The organism is Pseudomonas sp. URMO17WK12:I9 (assembly GCF_900230165.1).
Lineage (GTDB): Bacteria > Pseudomonadota > Gammaproteobacteria > Pseudomonadales > Pseudomonadaceae > Aquipseudomonas > Aquipseudomonas fulva.
Genome location: NZ_OCMQ01000006.1, coordinates 239,302 through 261,170 on the forward strand (window position 1 = coordinate 239,302; position 21,869 = coordinate 261,170).

At 62.8% G+C, this 21,869-nt stretch carries 23 protein-coding genes; 20 read left to right on the top strand and 3 right to left on the bottom strand.

Features of this window, described 5'->3' with window-relative positions; translation table 11 throughout:
- Nucleotides 1–190 precede the first annotated feature (190 nt).
- From CRP40_RS14650 to CRP40_RS14660, 3 genes are all read left to right on the top strand, one after another.
- The gene (locus tag CRP40_RS14650; protein ID WP_027914345.1) at nucleotides 191–814 is read left to right on the top strand and encodes a glutathione S-transferase; all 624 of its coding nucleotides are present in this window, start codon (nucleotides 191–193) and stop codon (nucleotides 812–814) included.
- 145 nt (nucleotides 815–959) lie between these two features.
- Nucleotides 960–1,892, top strand: coding sequence for an ABC transporter ATP-binding protein (locus tag CRP40_RS14655; RefSeq protein ID WP_027914346.1), 933 nt, complete (start codon nucleotides 960–962; stop codon nucleotides 1,890–1,892).
- The gene (locus CRP40_RS14660; protein WP_023533108.1) at nucleotides 1,889–2,668 is read left to right on the top strand and encodes an ABC transporter permease; all 780 of its coding nucleotides are present in this window, start codon (nucleotides 1,889–1,891) and stop codon (nucleotides 2,666–2,668) included. Before CRP40_RS14655 ends, CRP40_RS14660 begins: the two co-directional genes overlap by 4 nt.
- Here CRP40_RS14660 and CRP40_RS14665 read toward each other — a convergent pair.
- Complete coding sequence (locus CRP40_RS14665; protein ID WP_115933573.1) at nucleotides 2,552–3,184, bottom strand: DUF2062 domain-containing protein; 633 nt, start codon at nucleotides 3,182–3,184, stop codon at nucleotides 2,552–2,554. The genes CRP40_RS14660 and CRP40_RS14665 overlap by 117 nt on opposite strands.
- Before the next feature lie 142 nt (nucleotides 3,185–3,326).
- Between CRP40_RS14665 and CRP40_RS14670 the strand changes: the two genes are divergently transcribed.
- The 8 genes from CRP40_RS14670 (at nucleotide 3,327) to murB (ending at nucleotide 10,138) form a co-directional block, all read left to right on the top strand.
- Nucleotides 3,327–5,543, top strand: coding sequence for a DNA internalization-related competence protein ComEC/Rec2 (locus tag CRP40_RS14670; RefSeq protein WP_027914348.1), 2,217 nt, complete (start codon nucleotides 3,327–3,329; stop codon nucleotides 5,541–5,543).
- 61 nt (nucleotides 5,544–5,604) lie between these two features.
- Nucleotides 5,605–6,240 carry a MotA/TolQ/ExbB proton channel family protein gene (locus CRP40_RS14675; protein ID WP_023533075.1) on the top strand — a complete coding sequence of 212 codons (636 nt, stop codon included), beginning with the start codon at nucleotides 5,605–5,607 and terminating at the stop codon, nucleotides 6,238–6,240.
- Nucleotides 6,237–6,671, top strand: coding sequence for a biopolymer transporter ExbD (locus CRP40_RS14680; protein WP_027914349.1), 435 nt, complete (start codon nucleotides 6,237–6,239; stop codon nucleotides 6,669–6,671). Before CRP40_RS14675 ends, CRP40_RS14680 begins: the two co-directional genes overlap by 4 nt.
- Entirely contained in the window at nucleotides 6,671–7,672 is a 1,002-nt protein-coding gene (lpxK, locus tag CRP40_RS14685; protein ID WP_027914350.1) for a tetraacyldisaccharide 4'-kinase, read from the top strand. The genes CRP40_RS14680 and lpxK overlap by 1 nt, the downstream gene beginning before the upstream one ends.
- Before the next feature lie 42 nt (nucleotides 7,673–7,714).
- The gene (locus CRP40_RS14690; RefSeq protein ID WP_003247142.1) at nucleotides 7,715–7,900 is read left to right on the top strand and encodes a Trm112 family protein; all 186 of its coding nucleotides are present in this window, start codon (nucleotides 7,715–7,717) and stop codon (nucleotides 7,898–7,900) included.
- Nucleotides 7,897–8,658 carry a 3-deoxy-manno-octulosonate cytidylyltransferase gene (kdsB, locus tag CRP40_RS14695; RefSeq protein ID WP_023533083.1) on the top strand — a complete coding sequence of 254 codons (762 nt, stop codon included), beginning with the start codon at nucleotides 7,897–7,899 and terminating at the stop codon, nucleotides 8,656–8,658. The genes CRP40_RS14690 and kdsB overlap by 4 nt, the downstream gene beginning before the upstream one ends.
- Entirely contained in the window at nucleotides 8,658–9,122 is a 465-nt protein-coding gene (locus CRP40_RS14700) for a low molecular weight protein-tyrosine-phosphatase (protein ID WP_027914351.1), read from the top strand. Before kdsB ends, CRP40_RS14700 begins: the two co-directional genes overlap by 1 nt.
- On the top strand, nucleotides 9,119–10,138 hold the full coding sequence (gene murB / locus CRP40_RS14705; protein ID WP_027914352.1) for a UDP-N-acetylmuramate dehydrogenase: 1,020 nt from the start codon (nucleotides 9,119–9,121) through the stop codon (nucleotides 10,136–10,138). Before CRP40_RS14700 ends, murB begins: the two co-directional genes overlap by 4 nt.
- 112 nt (nucleotides 10,139–10,250) lie before the next feature.
- On the opposite strand, the gene rne is transcribed toward murB, so the two are convergent.
- Nucleotides 10,251–13,607 carry a ribonuclease E gene (rne, locus tag CRP40_RS14710; protein ID WP_027914353.1) on the bottom strand — a complete coding sequence of 1,119 codons (3,357 nt, stop codon included), beginning with the start codon at nucleotides 13,605–13,607 and terminating at the stop codon, nucleotides 10,251–10,253.
- 794 nt (nucleotides 13,608–14,401) lie between these two features.
- Here rne and rluC point away from each other — a divergent pair.
- The 3 genes from rluC to CRP40_RS14730 are packed head-to-tail and all read left to right on the top strand — an operon-like array spanning nucleotide 14,402 to nucleotide 17,027.
- Nucleotides 14,402–15,358, top strand: coding sequence for a 23S rRNA pseudouridine(955/2504/2580) synthase RluC (rluC, locus tag CRP40_RS14720; RefSeq protein ID WP_023533098.1), 957 nt, complete (start codon nucleotides 14,402–14,404; stop codon nucleotides 15,356–15,358).
- Nucleotides 15,348–16,022 carry an HAD family hydrolase gene (locus CRP40_RS14725; protein ID WP_027914354.1) on the top strand — a complete coding sequence of 225 codons (675 nt, stop codon included), beginning with the start codon at nucleotides 15,348–15,350 and terminating at the stop codon, nucleotides 16,020–16,022. The genes rluC and CRP40_RS14725 overlap by 11 nt, the downstream gene beginning before the upstream one ends.
- 6 nt (nucleotides 16,023–16,028) lie before the next feature.
- A complete protein-coding gene (locus tag CRP40_RS14730) occupies nucleotides 16,029–17,027 on the top strand; it encodes a S49 family peptidase (RefSeq protein WP_027914355.1) in 999 nt (332 codons plus the stop codon).
- A gap of 43 nt (nucleotides 17,028–17,070) precedes the next feature.
- Here CRP40_RS14730 and CRP40_RS14735 read toward each other — a convergent pair whose 3' ends face one another.
- A complete protein-coding gene (locus CRP40_RS14735) occupies nucleotides 17,071–17,649 on the bottom strand; it encodes a Maf family nucleotide pyrophosphatase (protein WP_027914356.1) in 579 nt (192 codons plus the stop codon).
- A gap of 95 nt (nucleotides 17,650–17,744) precedes the next feature.
- Here CRP40_RS14735 and CRP40_RS14740 point away from each other — a divergent pair, with 95 nt between their 5' ends.
- The 6 genes from CRP40_RS14740 to acpP all read left to right on the top strand — a co-directional run bounded on the left by CRP40_RS14740 (nucleotide 17,745) and on the right by acpP (nucleotide 21,764).
- Entirely contained in the window at nucleotides 17,745–18,272 is a 528-nt protein-coding gene (locus tag CRP40_RS14740; RefSeq protein WP_027914357.1) for a YceD family protein, read from the top strand.
- 13 nt (nucleotides 18,273–18,285) lie between these two features.
- Nucleotides 18,286–18,468 carry a 50S ribosomal protein L32 gene (rpmF, locus tag CRP40_RS14745; RefSeq protein WP_008096416.1) on the top strand — a complete coding sequence of 61 codons (183 nt, stop codon included), beginning with the start codon at nucleotides 18,286–18,288 and terminating at the stop codon, nucleotides 18,466–18,468.
- A 3-nt stretch (nucleotides 18,469–18,471) separates the two neighbouring features.
- Nucleotides 18,472–19,482, top strand: coding sequence for a phosphate acyltransferase PlsX (plsX, locus tag CRP40_RS14750; protein ID WP_080992891.1), 1,011 nt, complete (start codon nucleotides 18,472–18,474; stop codon nucleotides 19,480–19,482).
- Nucleotides 19,483–19,629: 147 nt separating this feature from the next.
- Complete coding sequence (gene fabD / locus CRP40_RS14755; protein ID WP_027914359.1) at nucleotides 19,630–20,568, top strand: ACP S-malonyltransferase; 939 nt, start codon at nucleotides 19,630–19,632, stop codon at nucleotides 20,566–20,568.
- Nucleotides 20,569–20,583: 15 nt separating this feature from the next.
- Nucleotides 20,584–21,324 carry a 3-oxoacyl-ACP reductase FabG gene (gene fabG / locus CRP40_RS14760; RefSeq protein ID WP_027914360.1) on the top strand — a complete coding sequence of 247 codons (741 nt, stop codon included), beginning with the start codon at nucleotides 20,584–20,586 and terminating at the stop codon, nucleotides 21,322–21,324.
- Between the two features lie 203 nt (nucleotides 21,325–21,527).
- Nucleotides 21,528–21,764, top strand: a complete 237-nt coding sequence (gene acpP / locus CRP40_RS14765) for an acyl carrier protein (protein WP_027914361.1) — start codon at nucleotides 21,528–21,530, stop codon at nucleotides 21,762–21,764.
- The last annotated feature ends 105 nt before the right edge of the window (nucleotides 21,765–21,869 follow it).

A 21,869-nucleotide genomic window follows, 5' to 3' on the forward strand; every position in this document is an offset into this window, starting at 1 on the left:
TCCTTGGAACCAGGGGCTTGGCCATCCCACAGAGCTTAGACACCACGCTATGAACGGCACTGTCAGAACAGTGACAGGGTGTGGCAGCGTGAGTTTCAGTTCATGCTCGTTCTTGCCGGTATCTTCGCGCGTACAGCCGGCTAATGTCTGGAGTAGACTGCATGACCTGAGCATTCCTGAGGACGTCGTCATGCTGAAGATCTGGGGCCGCAAGAACTCGAGCAATGTGCGCAAGGCATTGTGGATTGCCCATGAGCTGGATCTGGATTTCGAGTCGATCGACGCTGGAGGCGCTTTCGGCGTGGTAGATGAGCCGTACTACCGCGCACGCAACCCAAATGGCCTGGTGCCTATGCTGGAAGATGGCGACCTGACCCTGTGGGAATCCAACGCCATCGTCCGCTACTTGTGCGCCGAATATGGTCAGGCGCAGGGCTGGTACCTGGACGATCCGCGCCAGCGCGCCCTGGCCGATAAGTGGATGGACTGGACCACCTCTTCCCTGGCGACCCCTTTCCGTCCGCTATTCTGGGGCATGCTGCGCACCCCTGAAGATCAGCGGGACTGGGTGGCGATCAATGCGGCGCACAAGCAGTGCGCACAGTTGCTGTCCATGGCCGATCAGGCCCTGGCCACACAGCCGTATCTGTCGGGAGAACACATTGGCATGGGTGATATCCCACTGGGGTGCTTCGCCTACGCCTGGTTCGAGATGCCCATCGAGCGTCCGGACATGTACCACCTCAAGGCGTGGTACGAACGCCTCAAGAGCCGCCCGGCCTATCAGGCTGGCGTGATGACTGCGCTGACCTGATCGAACACCGCAGCCGTTTCGATAGTCACTATCGATACACGTGACTGTACTTGTGCGGCCGAGCCTTGCACCATTGGCCGCACTCACTGCGCCAGTGAACCTGTCTGGCGTGTCCTGAACCCTATTCTTCGGTAAGTGACCCGCTATGAGTTCTGCCCTGTCCATCCGACAGCTGACCAAGACCTACGGCAACGGCTTTCAAGCCCTCAATGGCATCGACCTCGATGTTGCCGAAGGCGACTTCTTCGCCTTGCTTGGCCCCAACGGCGCCGGCAAGTCCACCACCATCGGCATCCTTTCTACCCTGGTGAACAAGACCAGCGGCACAGTCAACGTGTTCGGTCACGACCTAGACCGTGCGCCGTCTGCGCTCAAGCGCTGCCTGGGCGTCGTGCCGCAGGAATTCAACTTCAACCAGTTCGAGAAGTGTTTCGACATTGTCGTGACCCAGGCCGGCTACTATGGCATTGCGCCAAAAATCGCCAAGGAGCGGGCCGAGCAATACCTGACCCAGCTGGGCCTTTGGGACAAGCGCGATGTACCGTCGCGTTCGCTTTCTGGCGGCATGAAACGCCGCTTGATGATTGCCCGCGCGCTGATCCACGAACCGCGCTTGCTGATTCTCGACGAACCCACTGCCGGGGTGGACATTGAACTGCGCCGTTCGATGTGGAGCTTTCTCACCGAACTCAACGAGAAGGGCATCACCATCATCCTCACCACCCATTACCTGGAAGAGGCCGAACAGCTGTGCCGCAACATCGGCATCATCGACCACGGCACCATCGTCGAGAACACCAGCATGCGCAACCTGCTGGGCAAGCTGCACGTTGAAACCTTCGTGCTCGACCTCAAGCAGGACCTGGCCAGTGCCCCGGCCCTGCAAGGGTATCCTTGCCGATTGCTGACGCCTCATACGCTGGAAGTACAGGTGGACAAGGACATCGGCATTACCGCGCTGTTCAGCCAGTTGGCGCTGCTGAACATCGAGGTATTGAGCCTGCGCAACAAGACCAATCGACTTGAGGAGCTGTTCGTGTCACTGGTGGAAAAGAACCTGTCGAAGGTGGCCGTATGAGTGTGGAGCTGCGCACCAACTGGGTCGCCCTGAACACCATCGTCTATCGCGAGGTACGGCGCTTCCTGCGCATCTGGCCGCAGACCTTGCTGCCCCCGGCGATCACCATGGTCCTGTACTTCGTCATCTTCGGAAACCTGATTGGTCGGCAGATCGGCGACATGGGTGGGTTCACCTACATGCAGTACATCGTACCGGGGCTGATCATGATGTCGGTGATCACCAACTCCTACGGCAACGTGGTCTCGAGCTTCTTCGGTAGCAAGTTCCAGCGCTCGATCGAGGAGTTGATGGTTTCGCCGGTGTCGCCACACACCATCCTGGTGGGGTACGTACTGGGCGGAGTACTGCGTGGCTTGGCGGTAGGTGTGATCGTGACCATCCTGTCGATGTTCTTCACCGACCTGCAGGTGCATCACCTGGGCGTGACCGTGGTGGTGGTGCTGTTGACGGCGACCATCTTCTCGTTGCTAGGCTTCGTCAACGCGGTGTTTGCTCGCAATTTCGACGACATCTCGATCATCCCGACGTTCGTGCTGACCCCGCTGACCTACCTGGGCGGCGTGTTCTATTCGATCACCCTGCTGCCACCGTTCTGGCAGACCGTCTCGTTGGCCAACCCTGTGCTGCACATGGTCAATTCGTTCCGCTACGGCATTCTAGGGGTGTCGGACATCAGCATTGGCACGGCGATCACCTTCATGCTGGTGGCCACTGCCGTGCTCTACCTGCTGTGCGTGCGGCTGCTGGTCAGTGGCCGGGGCATGCGTGCCTGAAACGTTGCACCGGCATTGGCGACGACGCCATTGCCGGCCCACCCACCAGCGCCAGTACAGCAGGGTGCTGAAATAGCCGAGCATACCCAGCAGCACGGCGCAGACGATTGAACCGAGCAGGAAGGGTTGCCAGACCGTCGACAGTTGGTCGGTGATCCACTGGAAGGTCAATGTGTCGGGCAGCGCGCGTGGCGGTACCTGCATCAGCCAGGCACCGACCATGTAGGTCACGAAAAACACCGGTGGCATGGTCAGCGGGTTAGTCAGCCACACCAGGCTGACGGCGATCGGCAGGTTACCCCGCAACGGAATGGCCAACGCAGCGGCCAGCAGCATTTGCGCAGGCATCGGGATCAAGGCGGCGAACAGGCCGACGCCCATGGCTCGTGCTACCGAATGACGGTTCAGGTGCCACAGGTTCGGGTCATGCAGCAACGTGCCGAAAAAGCGTAAGGACTTGTGTTCCCGAATACTGCTCGGGTCCGGCATGTAGCGTTTGAATAGTCGGCGCGGCATGGGGGCTCCCGGAGCGTTGACCGAGGCAGTATGCCCTGATTCCCGGTCGGCCTCGTTCAGAGTTTGTGACAATTGTTGAGCAAGCATTGCCGACAAGTGGGCTATGCCTCAGAGGTTGATTCAGCTTCTGGAGCTCTACCTCATGCGCACAGGGATGTTGGCGCTTGCACTCGGTCTGCTCAGCCTCGGCCTGGTGCCTCAACTGCCATCGGTCGGATGGCTGTTATTGCTTGCGGCGGGCGCTGTCGTCAGTCTGTTCACCCGCGGGTGGTTACTGGGCGTGTTCCTGCTGGGCTTTTGCTGGGCCTGCTGGTCTGCCAAGCAGGCCATGGATGATCGTCTGGCGCCAGGGCTCGAGGGTCGCACGTTATGGCTGGAAGGGCGCGTGGTCGGCCTGCCGGCGCGCACCGCGCAAGGCGTTCGCTTCGACCTTGAGGCGGCGCATTCCCGGCGTGCCGAATTGCCGCAACGCCTGCAATTGAGCTGGTTTGACGGGCCACCGCTGCGTGCCGGCGAGCAGTGGCGCCTGGCCGTGACCCTGCAGCGGCCGGACGGGCTTTTGAACCCCCACGGGCCTGACCGTGAGGCGCAGTTGCTGGCACGTCGGGTCGGCGCCAGCGGAACGGTCAAAGCCGGGCAGTTACTGACGCCTGCGCCAGCCGGCTGGCGCGATGCGCTGCGCGAGCGGCTGCTGGCGGTCGAGGCCAATGGTCGGCAAGCTGCGCTGGTGGCGCTGGTGCTTGGCGATGGAACAGGCCTGGCACGCGAGGACTGGCAGGCGCTACAGGCAACCGGCACCGTGCACCTGCTGGTGATTTCGGGCCAGCACATCGGTCTGGTGGCGGGTCTGCTCTACGCCGTGGTCGCGTGGTTGGCCCGCTGGGGGCTGTGGCCGGCCCGGGTGCCGTGGCTGCCTTGGGCCTGTGCGCTGGCGATGAGTGCGGCGCTGGCCTACGGCTGGCTGGCTGGGGCAGGGGTGCCAGTACAGCGCGCCTGTCTGATGCTGGCCGTGGTGCTGCTGTGGCGGCTGCGCTTTCGTCATCTGGGTGCGTTTCACCCCTTGTTACTTGCGCTGGTTGCCGTACTGCTGTTCGAGCCATTGGCAGCGCTGCTTCCAGGTTTCTGGTTGTCATTCGGCGCCGTGGCCACGCTCATCTACACCTTCAGTGCCCGGCTAGGGGCTTGGCAACCCTGGCAGGCCTGGACGCGAGCGCAGTGGGTCATCGCCGTCGGGCTGCTCCCAGTGCTGCTGGCGGTGGGCTTGCCGGTGAGCCTGAGTGCCCCGCTGGCCAACCTGGTGGCGGTGCCGTGGGTGAGCTTGGCGGTATTGCCGCTGGCGCTATTGGGCACCTTGTTGCTGCCCTTGGGAAGCGCAGGTGAGGCCTTGCTGTGGCTGGCAGGCGGCCTGCTGGATATCTTGTTTCGCGCCTTGGCGCTGGTCGCCCAGCAGCGCCCGGCATGGGTGCCTCCCGCATTGCCGTTGTGGGCCTGGCTGCTGGTCTGCCTGGGTGCACTGCTGCTGTTGCTGCCACGGGGTGTGCCGCTGCGTGGGTTGGGTGCGGTGATGCTCGTGGCGCTCTGGGCACCTCGCGAGCCTGTCCCGGATGGCCAAGTCGAGGTGTGGCAGCTGGACGTGGGCCAAGGCTTGGCGGTGTTGCTGCGTACCCGGCAGCACAGTCTGCTGTATGACGCAGGTCCAGCCAGGGGTGAAAGCGATCTGGGTGAACGGGTCGTGTTGCCCACCTTGCGCAAGTTGGGGGTCGACAGCCTGGATCTGCTGGTGGTCAGTCACGCCCATGCCGATCACGCCGGCGGTGCAGGTGCAATCGGGCGCGGGCTGCCGATCAGGCGGGCGATTGGCGGTGAGCCGCTGGAAGCGGTTCAGTTACAGCCTTGCGTCAGTGGCGAGCAGTGGGAGTGGGACGGCGTGCGCTTTTCCCTGTGGCGCTGGGCGGATGCGCGCACCAGCAATGACCGCTCCTGCGTGTTGCTGGTCGAGGCGTCGGGCGAGCGTTTGCTGCTGGCCGGGGACATGGAGGCGGGGGCCGAACGTGCGTGGCTGGCTGCCATGGACTCACCACGCATCGACTGGCTGCAGTCGCCTCACCACGGCAGCCGCAGTTCGTCGAGCGAAGCCTTCATCCGCGCTGCAGCCCCGCGTGGGGTACTGATATCCCGCGGGCGCAACAACAGCTTCGGGCATCCCCATGCACAGGTGGTCGAACGCTATCGCAGGCATGGCATGACCCTTCACGACACGGCGGTGGAGGGGGCGTTGCATCTGATGCTCGGTGTGCAAGGAAAGGTCGAGGGTATGCGCAGCCAGCGCCGGTTCTGGCGTGACGCCAGGGGTGGTTAATGCTGATGAGCCCCTGGCGCGCCTATGGTAAAGTGGCGACCTTTTCCAGAGGGCTTCTACTGTGTGGGAATTGGTCAAGTCAGGCGGTTGGATGATGCTGCCGATCATTCTGAGTTCCATCGCCGCCATGGCTATCGTCGTCGAGCGCCTGTGGACCCTGCGCGCCAGTCGCGTCAGTCCGCCTCACCTGCTGGGCCAGGTGTGGATGTGGATCAAGGACAAGCAACTGACCAGTGACAAGCTCAAGGCCCTGCGTGCCGACTCGCCCTTGGGGGAGATCCTCGCGGCAGGGCTGGCCAACTCGCGTCATGGTCGCGAAATCATGAAAGAGTGCATCGAGGAAGCCGCCTCGCGCGTCATCCACGAGCTGGAGCGCTACATCAGCACGCTGGGCACCATTGCCGCCATGGCGCCGCTGCTGGGCCTGCTGGGCACCGTGCTGGGCATGATCGACATCTTCAGCGCGTTCATGGGGTCGCAGATGACCGCCAACGCCTCGGTGCTGGCGGGCGGTATTTCAAAGGCCCTGGTAACTACCGCAGCCGGGCTGATGGTCGGTATCCCGGCGGTGTTCTTCCATCGCTTCCTGCTGCGCCGCATCGATGAGCTGGTGGTGGGCATGGAGCAGGAGGCGATCAAACTGGTGGAGGTGATTCAGGGGGACCGCGAGGTGGAAGTGGCTGGAGGCAAGGCGTGAGGTTTCGGCGCAATCGCCAGCGCGAGAACATCGACATCAACCTCGCGTCGTTGATCGACGTAGTGTTCGTGTTGTTGCTGTTCTTCGTGGTCACCACCACGTTCACTCGCGAAACCCAGCTGCGCGTCCAGTTGCCCGAAGCGGCCAGCGCCGAGCGGGCACCGGGCGATGAGGGCAAGTTGGTAGAGATCACCATCAGTGCCGAAGGGGTGTATTCAGTGAATAACCACCTGCTGCCCAAGAGCGACCTGGCCACCCTCAGCGAGGCCATCGAGCGTGAATCAGGTGGCGACAACACACTGCCCCTGGCCATCAGTGCCGACGGCAAGACCCCGCACCAGGCTGTGGTCACCGCAATGGATGCCGCCGGCAAGCTCGGCTTCAGCCAGTTGCGCATGACCACCGTCGAGGCGGCCCAGAGCACACCCTGATGACACTAGCCGATCGCCTGCTTGCTGCTTGGTACACCGGCCATCCTGCACTGGCGTTGCTGCGTCCGCTGGAAGCGCTGTACCGCTGGGTGGTCAAACGCAAGCGCAGGCGTTTTCTCAACGACCAGCGGGCCAGCTACCGCGCCCCGGTGCCCGTCATCGTGGTGGGAAACATCACCGTCGGCGGTACTGGCAAGACCCCCATGATTCTCTGGCTGATCGAGCACTGCCGCCAGCGGCGCTTGAGGGTAGGGGTGGTCAGCCGTGGCTATGGCGCCAAACCGCCGCAGTTGCCTTGGCGGGTCACGGCCGATCAGGCTGCCGAGCAGGCGGGCGACGAGCCGCTGCTGATCGTGCAGCGTACCGGTGTGCCGCTGATGATCGACCCGGACCGCGCCCGTGCGGTGCAGGCCCTGCTGGCCAGCGAACACCTGGACCTGATCCTGTGTGACGACGGCATGCAGCACTACCGCCTGGCGCGAGACCTGGAATTGGTCTTGATCGACGCCGCTCGCGGCCTTGGCAACCGCCGATGCCTGCCGGCCGGCCCCTTGCGCGAGCCTGTCGAGCGCCTGAAGGCGGCCGACGCGATCCTATTCAATGGCGCGGAGCAAGACACTGCCGAAGGCTTTGGTTTTCGCCTGCAGCCCAGCGCATTGGTCAACCTGCGCACGGGCGAGCGCCGGGCACTCGACCATTTTTCCGCCGGCCAGCGCCTGCATGCAGTGGCCGGCATCGGTAATCCGCAGCGTTTCTTCAATACTTTGCAAGGGCTAGGCTGGCAGCCGCTGCCGCACCCCTTTGCCGACCACGCACAATTCAGTGCTCAGAACCTTGCCTTCACACCGCCACTGCCGCTGGTCATGACCGAGAAGGATGCGGTGAAGTGCCGCTCTTTCGCGGCCGAGAACTGGTGGTACCTGGCTGTGGAAGCCCAACCCACGCCGGCATTTGGCACTTGGTTCGACCTGCAGTTGCAACGTTTGCTACCCAAGCCCTGATCCCGTTTTCAATGTCGGCCATCTGGCCAAAGGAAGCCTTTTATGGACACCAAACTGCTCGATATCCTGGCCTGCCCAATCACCAAGGGCCCGCTCAAGCTCAGCGCCGACAAGACCGAGCTGATCAGCAAGGGCGCCGGCCTTGCCTATCCCATTCGCGACGGTATCCCGGTCATGCTGGAAAGCGAGGCACGTACCCTGACCGATGATGAGCGCCTGGACAAATGAGCCTGGATTTCACCGTCGTCATTCCTGCCCGCCTGCGCTCCACGCGCTTGCCAGGCAAGCCCCTGCTGCCCATCGCCGGCAAGCCAATGGTGCAACACGTGTGGGAACAGGCGCGCCGAAGTGCCGCCAGCCGTGTCGTCATCGCAACCGACGATGCCGGCATTTACGAAGCTTGCCAGGCATTTGGCGCCGAAGTGCTGATGACCCGCGTCGACCATGAATCCGGCACTGACCGACTGGCCGAGGTGGCCGTGCAGCTCGGCCTGCCCAGCGACGCCATCGTGGTCAACGTACAGGGTGACGAGCCGCTGATTCCGCCAGTGATCATCGACCAGGTGGCCGCCAACCTGGCGGCTAACCCGCAAGCCGGTATTGCGACCTTGGCCGAGCTGATCCACGAACCGCAAGCGGTGTTCAACCCCAACGCAGTCAAGGTGGTGAGCGACAAGAACGGCCTGGCCCTGAGCTTTAGCCGTGCGCCGCTGCCGTGGGCCCGCGATGCGTTTGCCAAAGGCCAGGATCTGCCACCCGGTGTGCCTTACCGTCGCCATATCGGCATGTATGCCTATCGGGTTGGTTTCCTCCATGATTTCGTCGGCTGGGGCCCATGCTGGCTGGAGCAGACCGAGGCGCTGGAGCAGTTGCGTGCGTTGTGGCACGGCGTGCGTATTCATGTGGAAGATGCCATCGAGGCCCCCGCCGTGGGCGTGGACACCCCTGAAGACCTGGAGCGCGTACGGCGCTTGCTGGAGGCCTGATGCGCGTTCTGTTCGTGTGCCTGGGCAACATCTGCCGCTCGCCTACCGCCGAAGGCGTGCTGCGTCATCAACTGCAGGCCGCAGGGCTTGCCGATCAGGTGCAGGTAGCCTCGGCCGGTACGGGCGACTGGCACGTTGGCAAGGCGCCCGATAGCCGCACCCTCAAGGCCGCGCTGGCACGTGGCTACGACCTGTCGAAGCAGCGTGCCCAGCAGGTCAAGGTGGCGCACTTCGCCGAGTACGACCTGATCCTGGCGATGGATCAGAGCAACCTGCGCGATCTGCGTGCCCTGCGCCCGTCCACGGCAGTGGGTGAACTCGACCTGTTTTTGCGCCGCTACGGTTCTGCGCTCGATGAAGTGCCAGACCCGTACTATGGCGGTGCCGACGGCTTCGAGCAGGTGCTCGACCTGATCGAAGCCGCCTGCCAAGCGCTGGTCGTGGAAATCAAGGGGCGGTTATGACCGAGCATTGGCAGGAGCAGGTCTCGCTCAAGCCGTACAACACCTTTGGCATCGACGTGAAAGCGCGCTATTTCATCCAGGCCAGAGACGACCTGCAGGTGCGTCAGGCGCTGGACGGTGCGCAGCAGCAGGGTGTACCGGTGCTGGTGATCGGTGGGGGCAGCAACCTGCTGCTGACCCGTGATGTCGATGCCCTGGTGCTGCACGTCGCAACCCAGGGTCGTCGCGTGCTCACTGACGATGGCGAACACGTTGTGGTCGAGGCCGAGGCGGGTGAGGCCTGGCACCCGTTTGTGCAGTGGACGCTCGCGCAGGGGTTTTGCGGGTTGGAGAACCTCAGCCTGATTCCCGGCACAGTAGGCGCTGCACCCATGCAGAACGTGGGCGCTTATGGCGTCGAGATCAAGGATGTCTTCGCTGGCTTGACCGCGCTGGACCGCAAGACGGGTGAAGTCCGTGACTTCGCCTTGACCGACTGTGCGTTCGGCTACCGTGACAGCCTGTTCAAGCGTAACCCTGGTCGCTGGCTGATACTGCGTGTGCGTTTCGCCTTGAGTCGCACCTTGCAGGCGCGCTTGGACTACGGCCCGGTGCGTCAGCGCCTGGCCGAGCAGGGCAGCACCGTGCTCACTGCGCAGGCCATCAGTGATGCTATCTGCAGTATTCGTCGTGAGAAATTGCCTGATCCGGCCGAGCTGGGTAATGCCGGGAGTTTCTTCAAGAACCCCGTAGTCGCGGCGCAGGTGGTTGAGCGCATTCGTGCGCAGCATCCAGATGTCATTGCCTACCCTCAGGCCGATGGCCAAGTGAAGCTGGCAGCGGGCTGGCTGATCGAGCGGGCGGGCTGGAAGGGCTATCGCGAAGGCGATGCCGGGGTGCATCGCCTGCAGTCGCTGGTGCTGGTCAACCATGGCCAGGCGAGCGGGGCGCAAATGCACGCTCTGGCGCGGCGAATCCAGGCCGACATCCTGGAGCGGTTCGGGGTTGAGCTTGAGATGGAGCCCAATCTTTATTGATGCTGCCTACAGCGTCGTCCAGGCGCCGTGTCCGTCCATAAGGGTAAACGCCCGGCCAAGAAAAAGCCCCGCCAGTTCGCACTGGCGGGGCTTTTTCATTCAGCCTTGGCTATCAACCCTGATGGGTTTTCGGCTCGTCGGCGGTCTCTGACGTTGGCGCGTCGGTAGCGGCGGTAGCCTGGGCGGCTTTGGCGGCAGCCTCAGCCTCACGCTTGCGGCGACGCACTTCACGTGGATCGTTTGGTGCGCGGCCGTTGGACAGCATGACGGTGGCAGGCTCTGCCACGGCGGCTGCGGCGGCTGCTGGCTCAGGCTCAGGCGCGGCCGTTTCAGGCTCGGCCACAACCTCTGGCTCGGCCACCTCTGGCTGGGCCTCGACCGCCGGGGCGGGCTGTTCGGCTACCAGGGCAACCTCGATCACGGAAGGTGCCTGCTCGATTTCGCCGGCTTCGATGGCCGGGGCTTCCGCGGGCACTTCAGTGACTGGTGCTTCAGGTGCCTGAACGTCTGCCGGGGCTTCAACGGCTGCAGTTTCGGTGGCCGCGGCTGGCTCAGCAACGGAGGCTTGTTCAATTGCCGGCTGCGGGACAACCTCAACCACTGGCTCGGCCGAGGCCTCGACAAACGGCGCTGGTTCGCTGACTGGCTGCTCGACCGCCGGGGCCACAGCGGCCGCTTCTGCTTGGGCCACAGCGTCAGCCTGCTCGACCGGTTGGGCGATTTCGCTGCTGTCGGTTGGGGCAACAGCGGCGACTTCGGCGGTAGCGCGCTCGGCCTGCTGATTGGCCTGGGCCTCGGCGTCGGTGCTGATGTTGCTGGTCGCAACCGCAGCGGTCACCGCGACGCCTGCGGCCAGCTCTGCGCCCAGCTCGGTGGCCTGGCGCTGTTGAGGCTGCTCTTCGCTGCCTTCTTCTTCACCGTCGATCAACTCACCATTGGCGTTGCGCTGGCGCTCGCGACGGTTGCTGCGGCGACGCTGGCCACGCGAGCGGCGGCGCGGACGCTCGCCATCGTTGCCGTCCTGCTCATCCTGCAGTTGCTCTTCGTTCGGCAGTTGCTCTTCGGCCAGCTCGGCGGCGTGTTCTGCTGCTTCCTCGGTCGTGCGTGGCTGACGTTCTTCACGAGGTTGGCGCGGGGCGCGTTCTTCCCGGGCTGCACGCTCTTCACGAGGCGCTTGATCTTCACGCGGAGCACGCTCTTCGCGAGGTGCGCGCTCTTCACGTGAGGCGCGCTCTTCACGCGGAGCACGCTCTTCCCGAGGCGCGCGCTCTTCACGCGGAGCACGTTCTTCGCGAGGTGCGCGCTCTTCACGCGGAGCACGTTCTTCGCGAGGCGCGCGATCTTCACGTGGAGCACGTTCTTCGCGGGCTACGCGCTCTTCACGCGGCTGACGCTCCTCGCGTTCTGCTGGCGGTGTAGCGTCCAACGGCTCGCGCAGTTCACGCACGCGCTCTTCGCCACGGTTGCCGCGACGGTCCTCGCGCGACTGGCGTGGTGCACGCTCTTCGCGCGGGGCACGTTCTTCTCGTGGTGCACGTTCTTCACGCGCAGCACGCTCCTCGCGTGGCTGGCGTTCCTCGCGCGGGGCGCGCTCGGCACGCTCTTCACGCGGCTTGCGCTCTTCGTCGCGACGACCGTTACGGTTACGGCTCTGCTGGCGTCCGTTACGGCGTTCCTCGTTGCGCGGGCTGCGCTCGGTAGTCGGCTTTTCAGCGGCAGGGGCGACAGGCGCGGCAGCAGGTTCTTCCTTGCCAGCGAACAGGCTCACCAGCGACTTCACCAAGCCCTTGAAGAGGCTGGGCTCCGGGGCGCTTGGGGCAGGGGCGGCGGCTGGCGCAGGTTGTGGCTGCTCGGTGGCAGGCACAGGTGCGTTCGCACGGGCCGGGGCGGTTTTCACAGCGGCTTCCTGGCGAACCAGGGTGCGGGTGGCGGTCGGCTGTGGCGCTTCTTCGGTCTCGCTGGCGGCGATTTCGTAGCTGGACTGGTTGTTCAGTACTTCAGGGTTGTCGTCGCGCAGGCGCTGGACTTCGAAGTGTGGGGTTTCCAGGTGATCGTTCGGCAAGATGATGATGCGTGCACGGGTACGCAGCTCGATCTTGGTGATGGAATTGCGCTTCTCGTTGAGCAGGAAGGCGGCCACCGGGATCGGCACCTGGGCACGGACTTCGGCAGTGCGATCCTTCAGGGCCTCTTCTTCGATCAGGCGCAGGATAGCCAGCGACAGCGATTCCACGTCACGGATGATGCCGGTGCCCGAGCAGCGCGGGCAGACGATGCCGCTGCTTTCGCCCAGCGACGGACGCAGGCGTTGACGGGACATTTCCAGCAGGCCGAAGCGCGAGATGCGGCCAACCTGCACGCGAGCGCGGTCGGCCTCGAGGCATTCACGCACGCGCTCTTCCACGGCGCGCTGGTTCTTGGCAGGGGTCATGTCGATGAAGTCGATCACGATCAGGCCGCCGATGTCACGCAGGCGCAGCTGGCGGGCGATTTCCTCGGCCGCTTCCAGGTTGGTCTGCAGCGCGGTTTCCTCGATGTCGCTGCCCTTGGTGGCGCGTGCCGAGTTGATGTCGATGGACACCAGCGCCTCGGTCGGATCGATCACGATCGAACCGCCTGATGGCAGCTCGACCACGCGCTGGAACGCGGTTTCGATCTGGCTCTCGATCTGGAAGCGGTTGAACAGCGGGACGCTGTCTTCGTACAGTTTGACCTTGCTGGCGTACTGCGGCATGACCTGGCGAATGAAGGTCAGGGCTTCTTCCTGGGCATCGATGCTGTCGATCAGCACTTCGCCGATGTCCTGGCGCAGGTAGTCGCGGATGGCGCGGATGATGACATTGCTTTCCTGATAGATCAGGAACGGCGCGGCGCGGTCCAGTGAGGCTTCCTTGATGGCGGTCCACAGTTGCAGCAGGTAGTCCAGGTCCCACTGCATCTCTTCGCTGCTGCGGCCAAGGCCGGCGGTGCGAACGATCAGGCCCATGTCGCCTGGTACGGTCAGGCCATTGAGCGCTTCGCGCAACTCGTTGCGCTCTTCACCTTCGATGCGACGGGAAATGCCGCCGGCGCGTGGGTTGTTGGGCATCAACACCAGGTAGCGGCCGGCCAGGCTGATGAAGGTGGTGAGGGCGGCGCCTTTGTTGCCGCGCTCTTCCTTCTCGACCTGGACGATGACTTCCTGGCCTTCGCTGAGCACTTCCTTGATGTTGACGCGGCCTTCAGGGGCCTTCTTGAAGTATTCGCGGGAGATTTCTTTCAGCGGCAGGAAGCCGTGACGTTCGGAACCGAAGTCGACGAAGGCGGCTTCGAGGCTAGGTTCGATGCGAGTGATCTTGCCTTTGTAGATGTTGGCCTTTTTCTGCTCACGTGCACCGGACTCGATGTCCAGGTCGTAGAGGCGTTGGCCGTCCACCAGGGCTACGCGCAACTCTTCGGGTTGAGTGGCGTTAATCAGCATTCTTTTCATGTTGTACCGTCGGTTTCCGGGCTGCCGGAAACGGCGTTCGGCACACACGACGTCTCATGGTCGGTGCCAAGGTGCGCAAAGGGTGGTTAACCACCCCCGTGTCGAGCGACGTTCGGCACCAGCCGGTTGCCCAGCCTGCCGTTGTCGCGACGACGCGTCCTGTTTTGCTGCGGTGCCAACAAGGCCCCGGAGGCTTCGAATTGTTATCCGAATCAACCAAGCGGGCCTGGTGCACTCAGTCAGGAGGAGGAATCAACCTTCAGCCGTGGACGCCCAGGGGCATCTGTTCAGGACCTTATCCGCTCGCCAGCCGTATGATGGGGCTGGTGGCCGGACGCGGTGCTACACGGTCCGAGGGCTGTGCATCTCCACCCTGCACGTATCCCTGATAATTCGGGTGCTGCCGCGCGCTGAATCCGCAACGGGTTGCATTTTTCGCCAGCGCGATTCTGCGCTGGCGCCATTCATGTCCAAGGCAGGTATTTCCGAGGCATTCGCCATGGGTTGCGTGGAAGCGACGGGCGGGCAGAGGTACTGCGAAAAGAAGCGTGTAAGCAGGTTTGACACCGCACTTGTCGTTTATTTTCGGTCTTCTCTACACGGCGCTGGTGGCGATTCCAGGCAATTCGGTAAACTGGCGAACCCCCGTAGGACGGCCTCGCGTCCTGGAGAATTGCGTAGGTCAGTGACTGGCGCACAGCCTGATTCCACTGGCCTGCCGCTTATGGCGGCGTTCGCGACTATAGCAGCAATGATTAAGTGCTTCAATTCCATAAAAATTGTATGATTGCGCCATGACAACCAATACCTCTCCGACTTCCGGCGTCCAGCTGATTGAAGTCGCGCCGGAACTTGCCGGCCAGCGTATCGACAACTTTCTCATCACAGCCCTCAAGGGTGTGCCCAAGACCTTGGTCTATCGCATCCTGCGCAAGGGCGAGGTGCGAGTGAACAAAGGTCGGGTCAAGCCCGAGTACAAGATCCAGGCGGGCGACATCGTGCGGGTGCCGCCCGTGCGACTGCCTGAGCGCGACGAGCCGGCGCCGGTGGCTCAGGGGCTGCTGCAGCGGCTCGAAGCCGCCATCGTTCACGAAGACAAGGCGTTGATCGTGATGAACAAGCCTGCCGGGATCGCCGTGCATGGCGGTAGCGGGCTGAGTTTTGGGGTGATCGAGGCGCTGCGTCAGTTGCGCCCTGATGCCAAGGAGCTGGAGCTGGTGCATCGCCTGGACCGGGACACCTCGGGCCTGCTGATGATCGCCAAGAAGCGCAGCATGCTGCGCCATCTGCATGCTGCGCTGCGCGGGGATGGCGTGGACAAACGCTACATGGCCCTGGTGCGCGGTCACTGGCCAACTGCGAAGAAACAAGTCAATGCACCGCTGCTCAAGAGCAACCTGCGCTCAGGCGAGCGCATGGTCGAAGTCAACGACGAAGGCAAGGAGGCGCTGACCCTGTTCCGTGTACTGCGCCGCTTCGGCGACTTCGCCACCCTCGTGGAGGCGCGCCCGATCACGGGCCGTACCCACCAGATTCGCGTGCATGCCCTGCATGCCGGGCACATGATCGCAGGCGACAGCAAGTATGGCGACGAAGATTTCAGTCGCGAAATCCGCGAGCTGGGCGGCAAGCGTCTTTTCCTGCACGCGTATGCGCTGACGGTGCCGCTTCCGGATGGTGGGGAGCTCAAGTTGGAGGCGCCTGTGGATGAAATGTGGGCCAAGACCGTGGAGCGTTTGAGTGCGCCGTGACTACGCGCTGCTGATCTTCGACTGGGACGGCACCTTGGCCGACTCCGTCGGGCGCATCGTCGAGGCCATGCAGGTTGCTGCCGAGCGCGCCGGCCACGCGCCCAGTCAGGAGCAGGCCATCAAGGGGATCATCGGGCTGTCGCTGGCCGAGGCGATCCACACCCTTTATCCGCGTCTGCCATCTGAGCAGGTAGAGCGCTTTCGTCAGCACTATGCCGATGTCTACACGGCGCTCGATCAACAGCCTTCGCCGCTGTTCGACGGCGTTGTCGAATCGCTGGCGGCCTTTCGCGCCGAGGGCTATCGAATGGCGGTGGCTACCGGCAAGGCGCGCCGCGGTCTTGACAGGGTGCTCAAGGCCAACGGCCTTGAGCGGTTTTTCGATATCACGCGTGCGGCCGATGAGACGCGCGGCAAGCCCCACCCACTGATGCTCGAACAAATACTCGACCATTGCGGCGTCGAACCGGGTCATGCGCTGATGGTCGGAGATTCTGCGTTCGATCTGCAGATGGCCAGTAACGCGGGGATGCACTGCGTCGCCGTGGGTTATGGCGCAATGTCGCTCCAGGCGCTGGCCGAGTTCGGGCCGCAGGTTTGTATCGATCACTTTGGCCAGCTGCGCGAGTGGCTGTCCGGTTCCGCAGGTTCATTTTCGAGGTAGGTGAGCATGGCAGGCGAATGGAAGGCCCCCGAGGCCGAGCCCGAGGAGCGCGAGGAGCGCGAGGAGCGCAAAAGTTGGAAGCTGCTGGAAAAGACCTTGCTGGCGGGGATCCAGGAACAGCGCCGGTCGCGACGCTGGGGTATCTTTTTCAAGCTGCTGACGTTCATCTATCTCTTCGGCATCCTGGCGCTGTTCCTGCCCTGGGCCGACATGGACAAGGCTGCCTCGGGCGGTGCCAGTCATACAGCCTTGGTGGAGGTACGCGGGGTCATCGCCGACCAGGAGGCTGCCAGTGCCGACAACATCGTCAAGGGCCTGCGCGATGCCTTCAAGGACAGCAAGACCAAGGCGGTGGTCCTGCGCATCAACAGCCCGGGCGGCAGCCCCGTGCAGGCAGGCTATGTGTATGACGAGATTCGCCGCCTGCGTGCCGAGCACCCTGGCATCAAGCTGTACGCCGTCATCACCGACCTGGGTGCGTCGGGAGCCTATTACATCGCCAGTGCCGCCGATGAGATCTATGCCGACAAGGCCAGTCTGGTCGGGTCGATTGGCGTGACGGCTGCGGGCTATGGTTTCGTTGGCGCCATGGACAAGCTTGGCGTGGAGCGCCGGCTCTACACGTCCGGTGAGCACAAGGCGTTTCTCGATCCCTTCTCACCGCAGAAACCTGAGGAGACTCAGTTCTGGCAGGGCGTGCTGGACACCACCCACAACCAGTTCATCGCCATGGTCAAGCAGGGGCGGGGCGAGCGACTCAAGGACAAGGATCACCCGGAGCTGTTCAGCGGCCTGGTCTGGTCCGGCGAGCAGGCCAAGGCGCTTGGCCTGATCGATGGCCTGGGCAGTGCCAGCTATGTGGCGCGTGAGGTGGTGGGCGAAAAGGATCTGGTGGATTTCACCGTGCAGGAATCGCCACTGGATCGTTTCTCCAAGCGCATGGGCGCCAGCGTGGCAGAGCGCCTGGCCATGTGGATGGGTTTCCAGGGCCCGCAATTGCGTTAAGCCCAGTCGCCTCTAGGGGGTCGGTGCACGACCCCCGGTTTGGCTATGGTACGCGCACTCCCTCCAGGGCCAGCATGTCGACGAGCCGTATCAGTGGGAGCCCCACCAGGCTGGTCGCATCGCACCCCTCGGTGCTTTCGAACAAACTCACGCCAAGCCCTTCGGCCTTGAAACTACCGGCGCAATCGAGGGGCATTTCCGCTGCCACGTAGCGTTCGATACGCTCTCGGTCCAGCGTCCGCAGCTTCACGGTGAACGGCACGCAGTCCACCTGGCACTGCCCGGTGGCGCTGTTGAGCAGCGCCAGTGCGGTAAGGAACGTTACCTGCTGGCCACTGCAGGCGAGCAGCTGTTCGCAGGCTCGCTCGACCGTGTGGGGCTTGCCCAGAATGTGCTCGCCTAGCACCGCGACCTGATCCGAGCCGATGATCAGGTGGTTTGGGTGGCTGCCCGCAAGGGCTTGGGCTTTTTGCATGGCCAGGCGCTGGACCAGGTCGATTGCAGGCTCTTGCGGCTGGCGCGTCTCGTCTATGTCAGGGCTTGCCCAGGTGAACGGAAGGCGCAGGCGCGCAAGCAGTTCGCGGCGATAAAGGGAACTGGAAGCCAGTAACAGTGCAAGCATGGTAAGCTCCTGATTCGGTTGAACCCATCCTATCACGCACGATGCCACCAAATTCCTTTGACAGGGACGGGGGGCATCCCTAGAATGCTGCGCCTATGTTGAATGACCCGATTCCACCTCACGTTGACCCGCGCAAATTGGCTGATCGTGGCGTAACCCTTAGCGGTTCGCTACCACTCGCTGATTTGGAAAGACTCTGCGACCCGCTTTCCGACAATGTCGGTACGGTGCAGGCGAAGTTCGATTTTGAACGAGACGAACAGCACACTGTGGTTATCCACAGCGAGCTGGATGTCGAGGTCAAGATGGTTTGCCAGCGTTGTCTTGAGCTGGTCACCCTGCCGATCCACAGCGAGTGTACCTACGCCGTGGTGAAGGAGGGTGCGAATACCCAGTCGTTGCCGAAAGGCTATGACGTGCTGGAACTGGGCGAAGATCCATTGGATCTGCAGGCGCTGATCGAGGAAGAGCTGTTGCTCGCCTTGCCCATCGTGCCTGCTCATCATCCGGAAGAATGCCAGCAGCCGGCGGGCGCAGACGAGCCCGACTCGAGCAAGGACGAGGTATCGCGGTCCAACCCGTTCAGTGTTTTGGCGCAGTTAAAGCGTGACCCAAACGTTTAGGAGTTAATCAATTATGGCTGTTCAGCAGAACAAAAAATCCCGCTCTGCCCGTGACATGCGTCGTTCGCACGATGCCCTGTCGGAAAACGCGCTGTCGGTAGAGAAGTCCACCGGCGAAGTGCACCTGCGCCACCACGTTTCGCCAGAAGGCGTATACCGTGGTCGCAAAGTGATCGATAAGGGCGCTGACGAGTAATCCTTGTCCGCTCAGATCATCGCGATCGACGCAATGGGCGGGGACTTCGGTCCCCGCAGCATTGTCCAGGCTAGCATCGCCTGCCTGTCGGCTACCCCCTCGCTTCACCTGACCCTCGTCGGTCAACCCTCCCTCTTGGAAGAACTTGTCAGCGGCTATTCAGCTGCCGATCGCGCGCGCCTGCACATTCTCGGTGCCGCAGAAGTGATCGGTATGGACGAGCGGCCTTCACAGGCATTGCGCGGCAAACCGGATTCATCCATGCGTGTTGCCTTGGAGCTGGTGCGTGACGGCAAGGCCCAGGCCTGTGTCAGCGCCGGTAATACCGGGGCCCTGATGGCGCTGTCTCGTGGCGTGCTCAAGACGCTGCCAGGCATCGATCGTCCAGCCATGGTAGCCGCCATCCCGACACGCACCGGCTACTGCCAGCTACTTGACCTTGGCGCCAATGTCGACTGCACGGCCGAGCAGCTTTACCAGTTTGCGGTGATGGGGTCGGTGGCGGCGCAGTCGCTGGGCGTGCAGCGCCCGCGAGTGGCACTGCTGAACGTGGGCACCGAAGACATAAAGGGTAATCAGCAGGTCAGGCTGGCGGCAAACCTGTTGCAAGGGGCTCGCGGCCTCAATTACGTCGGTTTCATCGAAGGTGACGGCTTGTACGAAGGGGCAGCGGACGTGGTGGTCTGCGACGGTTTCGTTGGCAATATCCTGCTCAAGTCCAGCGAAGGGTTGGCCACCATGATTGCGCAGCGTATCGAGCAGGCCTTCAGGCGCGGACTTTTGTCGCGCCTGGCGGGCGCTGTGGCCATGCCGCTGCTCAAACGTGTGCAGGCTGATCTGGCCCCGGCACGGCACAACGGTGCCAGCTTTCTGGGGTTGCAGGGCATCGTCGTCAAAAGCCACGGCGCGGCAGGCGTGGAGGGTTTTCAGAGTGCAATCCAGCGCGCCCTGATCGAAATTCAGGAGAATCTGCCAAAGCGCCTCCATGGTCGCCTGGAGGATTTGCTCACGTAGTGTGATGCGAGCCCGCGCTTAGCGGTCTTGCCGACGAAATGCTTAAATGTGACCGCACGGTTTCGGTCTTCATCCAAATGTTCAGATTCTGCGCCCGGCATGCGCCAGGCGCCTCTATCCGACGACAAGATCATAAGGGCTTGTTCAATGTCTGCATCTCTCGCATTCGTCTTTCCAGGTCAAGGTTCCCAGTCGCTGGGCATGCTCGCCGAGCTCGGCGCGCAGAAGCCGGTGATCATCGAGACCTTCAAGGAAGCTTCCGAGGCGCTGGGTTACGACCTTTGGAAACTGGTTCAGGAAGGTCCGCAAGAGCAACTCGATCAGACCGATAAAACGCAGCCGGCCATTCTGACCGCCTCCATTGCGCTATGGCGCCTGTGGCTTGAGGAGGGCGGCGCCAAGCCTGCATTCGTCTCGGGTCATAGCCTGGGTGAGTACAGTGCCCTGGTCGCAGCGGGCAGCATTAGCCTCAAGGACGCCGTTCGCCTGGTCGAGCGCCGCGGCCAGTTGATGCAGGAAGCCGTGCCTGCCGGGCACGGTGCCATGGCCGCAATCCTGGGGCTGGACGAGGCCGTCGTGGTACAGATCTGCACCGAAGCGGCTGAAGACGAAGTCGTCAGCGCGGTCAATTTCAATTCGCCGGGCCAGGTGGTGATCGCCGGTAACAAGGCCGCCGTGGACCGGGCCATGGAGCTGTGCAAGGCAAAAGGCGCCAAGCGCGCCTTGCCGCTGGCAGTCAGCGTACCGTCGCACTGCGCGCTGATGAAACCTGCGGCCGAACGATTTGCCGCTGCGGTCAATGCCATCGAGTGGCAGGCGCCACAGATTCCGGTTGTGCAGAATGTGACAGCTGCTATCGCACCCGATCTGGAGGCGCTGAAGCGTGATCTGCTGGCCCAGCTGTACCAGCCCGTGCGCTGGGTCGAGTGCGTCCAGGCGCTGGCTGCCAACGGTGCGGTGCACCTGGTCGAGTGCGGTCCGGGCAAGGTCCTGGCTGGCCTCAACAAGCGCTGCGCCGATGGCGTAACCACCTACAACCTCAACACCCCTGACGCCGTTGCCGCCACGCGTGCGGCACTGGCCTGATTTGGAGAAGCTTGCATGAGCCTGCAAGGTAAAGTTGCACTGGTCACTGGCGCCAGCCGTGGCATTGGCCAGGCCATCGCCCTGGAACTGGGTCGCCAAGGCGCCACCGTCATCGGTACTGCGACCTCGGCCTCGGGTGCCGAGCGTATTGCCGCGACCCTGAAGGAACATGGTATTGCCGGTACCGGCATGGAGCTGAACGTGACCAGCGCCGAATCGGTTGATTCGGTACTGTCGGCCATCGGCGAGCAGTTCGGTGCGCCGACCGTTCTGGTGAACAATGCGGGTATCACGCGTGACAACCTGATGCTGCGCATGAAGGACGACGAGTGGTTCGATGTCATCGATACCAACCTGAACAGCCTCTACCGTCTGTCCAAGGGCGTGTTGCGCGGCATGACCAAGGCGCGCTGGGGCCGTATCATCAGCATCGGCTCGGTGGTCGGCGCCATGGGTAACGCTGGGCAGGCCAACTATGCTGCGGCCAAGGCCGGTCTGGAAGGCTTCAGTCGCGCCCTGGCGCGTGAAGTGGGCTCGCGCGGTATCACCGTCAACTCGGTCACTCCGGGTTTCATCGATACCGACATGACCCGCGAGCTGCCAGAAGCGCAGCGCGAAGCCCTGCAGACCCAGATTCCGCTGGGCCGCCTGGGTCAGGCAGATGAAATCGCCAAGGTGGTTTCGTTCCTGGCCTCTGACGGCGCAGCGTACGTGACGGGCGCAACCGTGCCCGTCAATGGCGGGATGTACATGTAATATCGCCGTTCAATGTGACGGATTTCGTAAAAAAAGAGTCATACTGCGAGCCTAAAATCCGTTATAAAGCTGCAATCAGATTCCAGGGGGCTGGTCGTGGGACTAGGCTGAAGGCGCGTTGAGCTTGAAAAGCGGACGTTCTTCTATAAAATTAGCCACCGGCCAGCTGCCTGACATATATCCATTAGGAGTGAAAACTAGGTATGAGCACCATCGAAGAACGCGTCAAGAAAATCGTCGCCGAGCAACTGGGCGTCAAGGAAGAAGAAGTGACTAACGAGAAGTCCTTCGTCGATGACCTGGGTGCCGATTCGCTTGACACCGTTGAGCTGGTGATGGCTCTGGAAGAGGAATTCGAGACCGAGATTCCTGACGAAGAAGCCGAGAAGATCACTACCGTTCAAGCTGCCATCGACTACGTCAACAGCCACCAGGCCTAAGACGCTGTAGTCGACGCTTCTTGTCGGGAAAAACCGCACTGCCTTGACTGGCGTGCGGTTTTTTCTTTGCAAGCTTTGGCTGTCGCCGTGTCGGCTGCCAGGCCC

Bases quoted from the DNA above. Each gene is read 5' to 3' on its own strand.
- CRP40_RS14660 (WP_023533108.1), top strand. From the start codon at position 1,889: ATGAGTGTGGAGCTGCGCACCAACTGGGTCGCCCTGAACACCATCGTC.
- CRP40_RS14690 (WP_003247142.1), top strand. From the start codon at position 7,715: ATGGACACCAAACTGCTCGATATCCTGGCCTGCCCAATCACCAAGGGC.
- rne (WP_027914353.1), bottom strand. From the start codon at position 13,607: ATGAAAAGAATGCTGATTAACGCCACTCAACCCGAAGAGTTGCGCGTA.
- fabG (WP_027914360.1), top strand. From the start codon at position 20,584: ATGAGCCTGCAAGGTAAAGTTGCACTGGTCACTGGCGCCAGCCGTGGC.
- rluC (WP_023533098.1), top strand. From the start codon at position 14,402: ATGACAACCAATACCTCTCCGACTTCCGGCGTCCAGCTGATTGAAGTC.
- murB (WP_027914352.1), top strand. From the start codon at position 9,119: ATGACCGAGCATTGGCAGGAGCAGGTCTCGCTCAAGCCGTACAACACC.
- CRP40_RS14655 (WP_027914346.1), top strand. From the start codon at position 960: ATGAGTTCTGCCCTGTCCATCCGACAGCTGACCAAGACCTACGGCAAC.
- fabD (WP_027914359.1), top strand. From the start codon at position 19,630: ATGTCTGCATCTCTCGCATTCGTCTTTCCAGGTCAAGGTTCCCAGTCG.
- CRP40_RS14650 (WP_027914345.1), top strand. From the start codon at position 191: ATGCTGAAGATCTGGGGCCGCAAGAACTCGAGCAATGTGCGCAAGGCA.
- CRP40_RS14700 (WP_027914351.1), top strand. From the start codon at position 8,658: ATGCGCGTTCTGTTCGTGTGCCTGGGCAACATCTGCCGCTCGCCTACC.
- lpxK (WP_027914350.1), top strand. From the start codon at position 6,671: ATGACACTAGCCGATCGCCTGCTTGCTGCTTGGTACACCGGCCATCCT.
- kdsB (WP_023533083.1), top strand. From the start codon at position 7,897: ATGAGCCTGGATTTCACCGTCGTCATTCCTGCCCGCCTGCGCTCCACG.
- CRP40_RS14665 (WP_115933573.1), bottom strand. From the start codon at position 3,184: ATGCCGCGCCGACTATTCAAACGCTACATGCCGGACCCGAGCAGTATT.
- CRP40_RS14740 (WP_027914357.1), top strand. From the start codon at position 17,745: ATGTTGAATGACCCGATTCCACCTCACGTTGACCCGCGCAAATTGGCT.
- CRP40_RS14735 (WP_027914356.1), bottom strand. From the start codon at position 17,649: ATGCTTGCACTGTTACTGGCTTCCAGTTCCCTTTATCGCCGCGAACTG.
- CRP40_RS14730 (WP_027914355.1), top strand. From the start codon at position 16,029: ATGGCAGGCGAATGGAAGGCCCCCGAGGCCGAGCCCGAGGAGCGCGAG.
- acpP (WP_027914361.1), top strand. From the start codon at position 21,528: ATGAGCACCATCGAAGAACGCGTCAAGAAAATCGTCGCCGAGCAACTG.
- CRP40_RS14670 (WP_027914348.1), top strand. From the start codon at position 3,327: ATGCGCACAGGGATGTTGGCGCTTGCACTCGGTCTGCTCAGCCTCGGC.
- rpmF (WP_008096416.1), top strand. From the start codon at position 18,286: ATGGCTGTTCAGCAGAACAAAAAATCCCGCTCTGCCCGTGACATGCGT.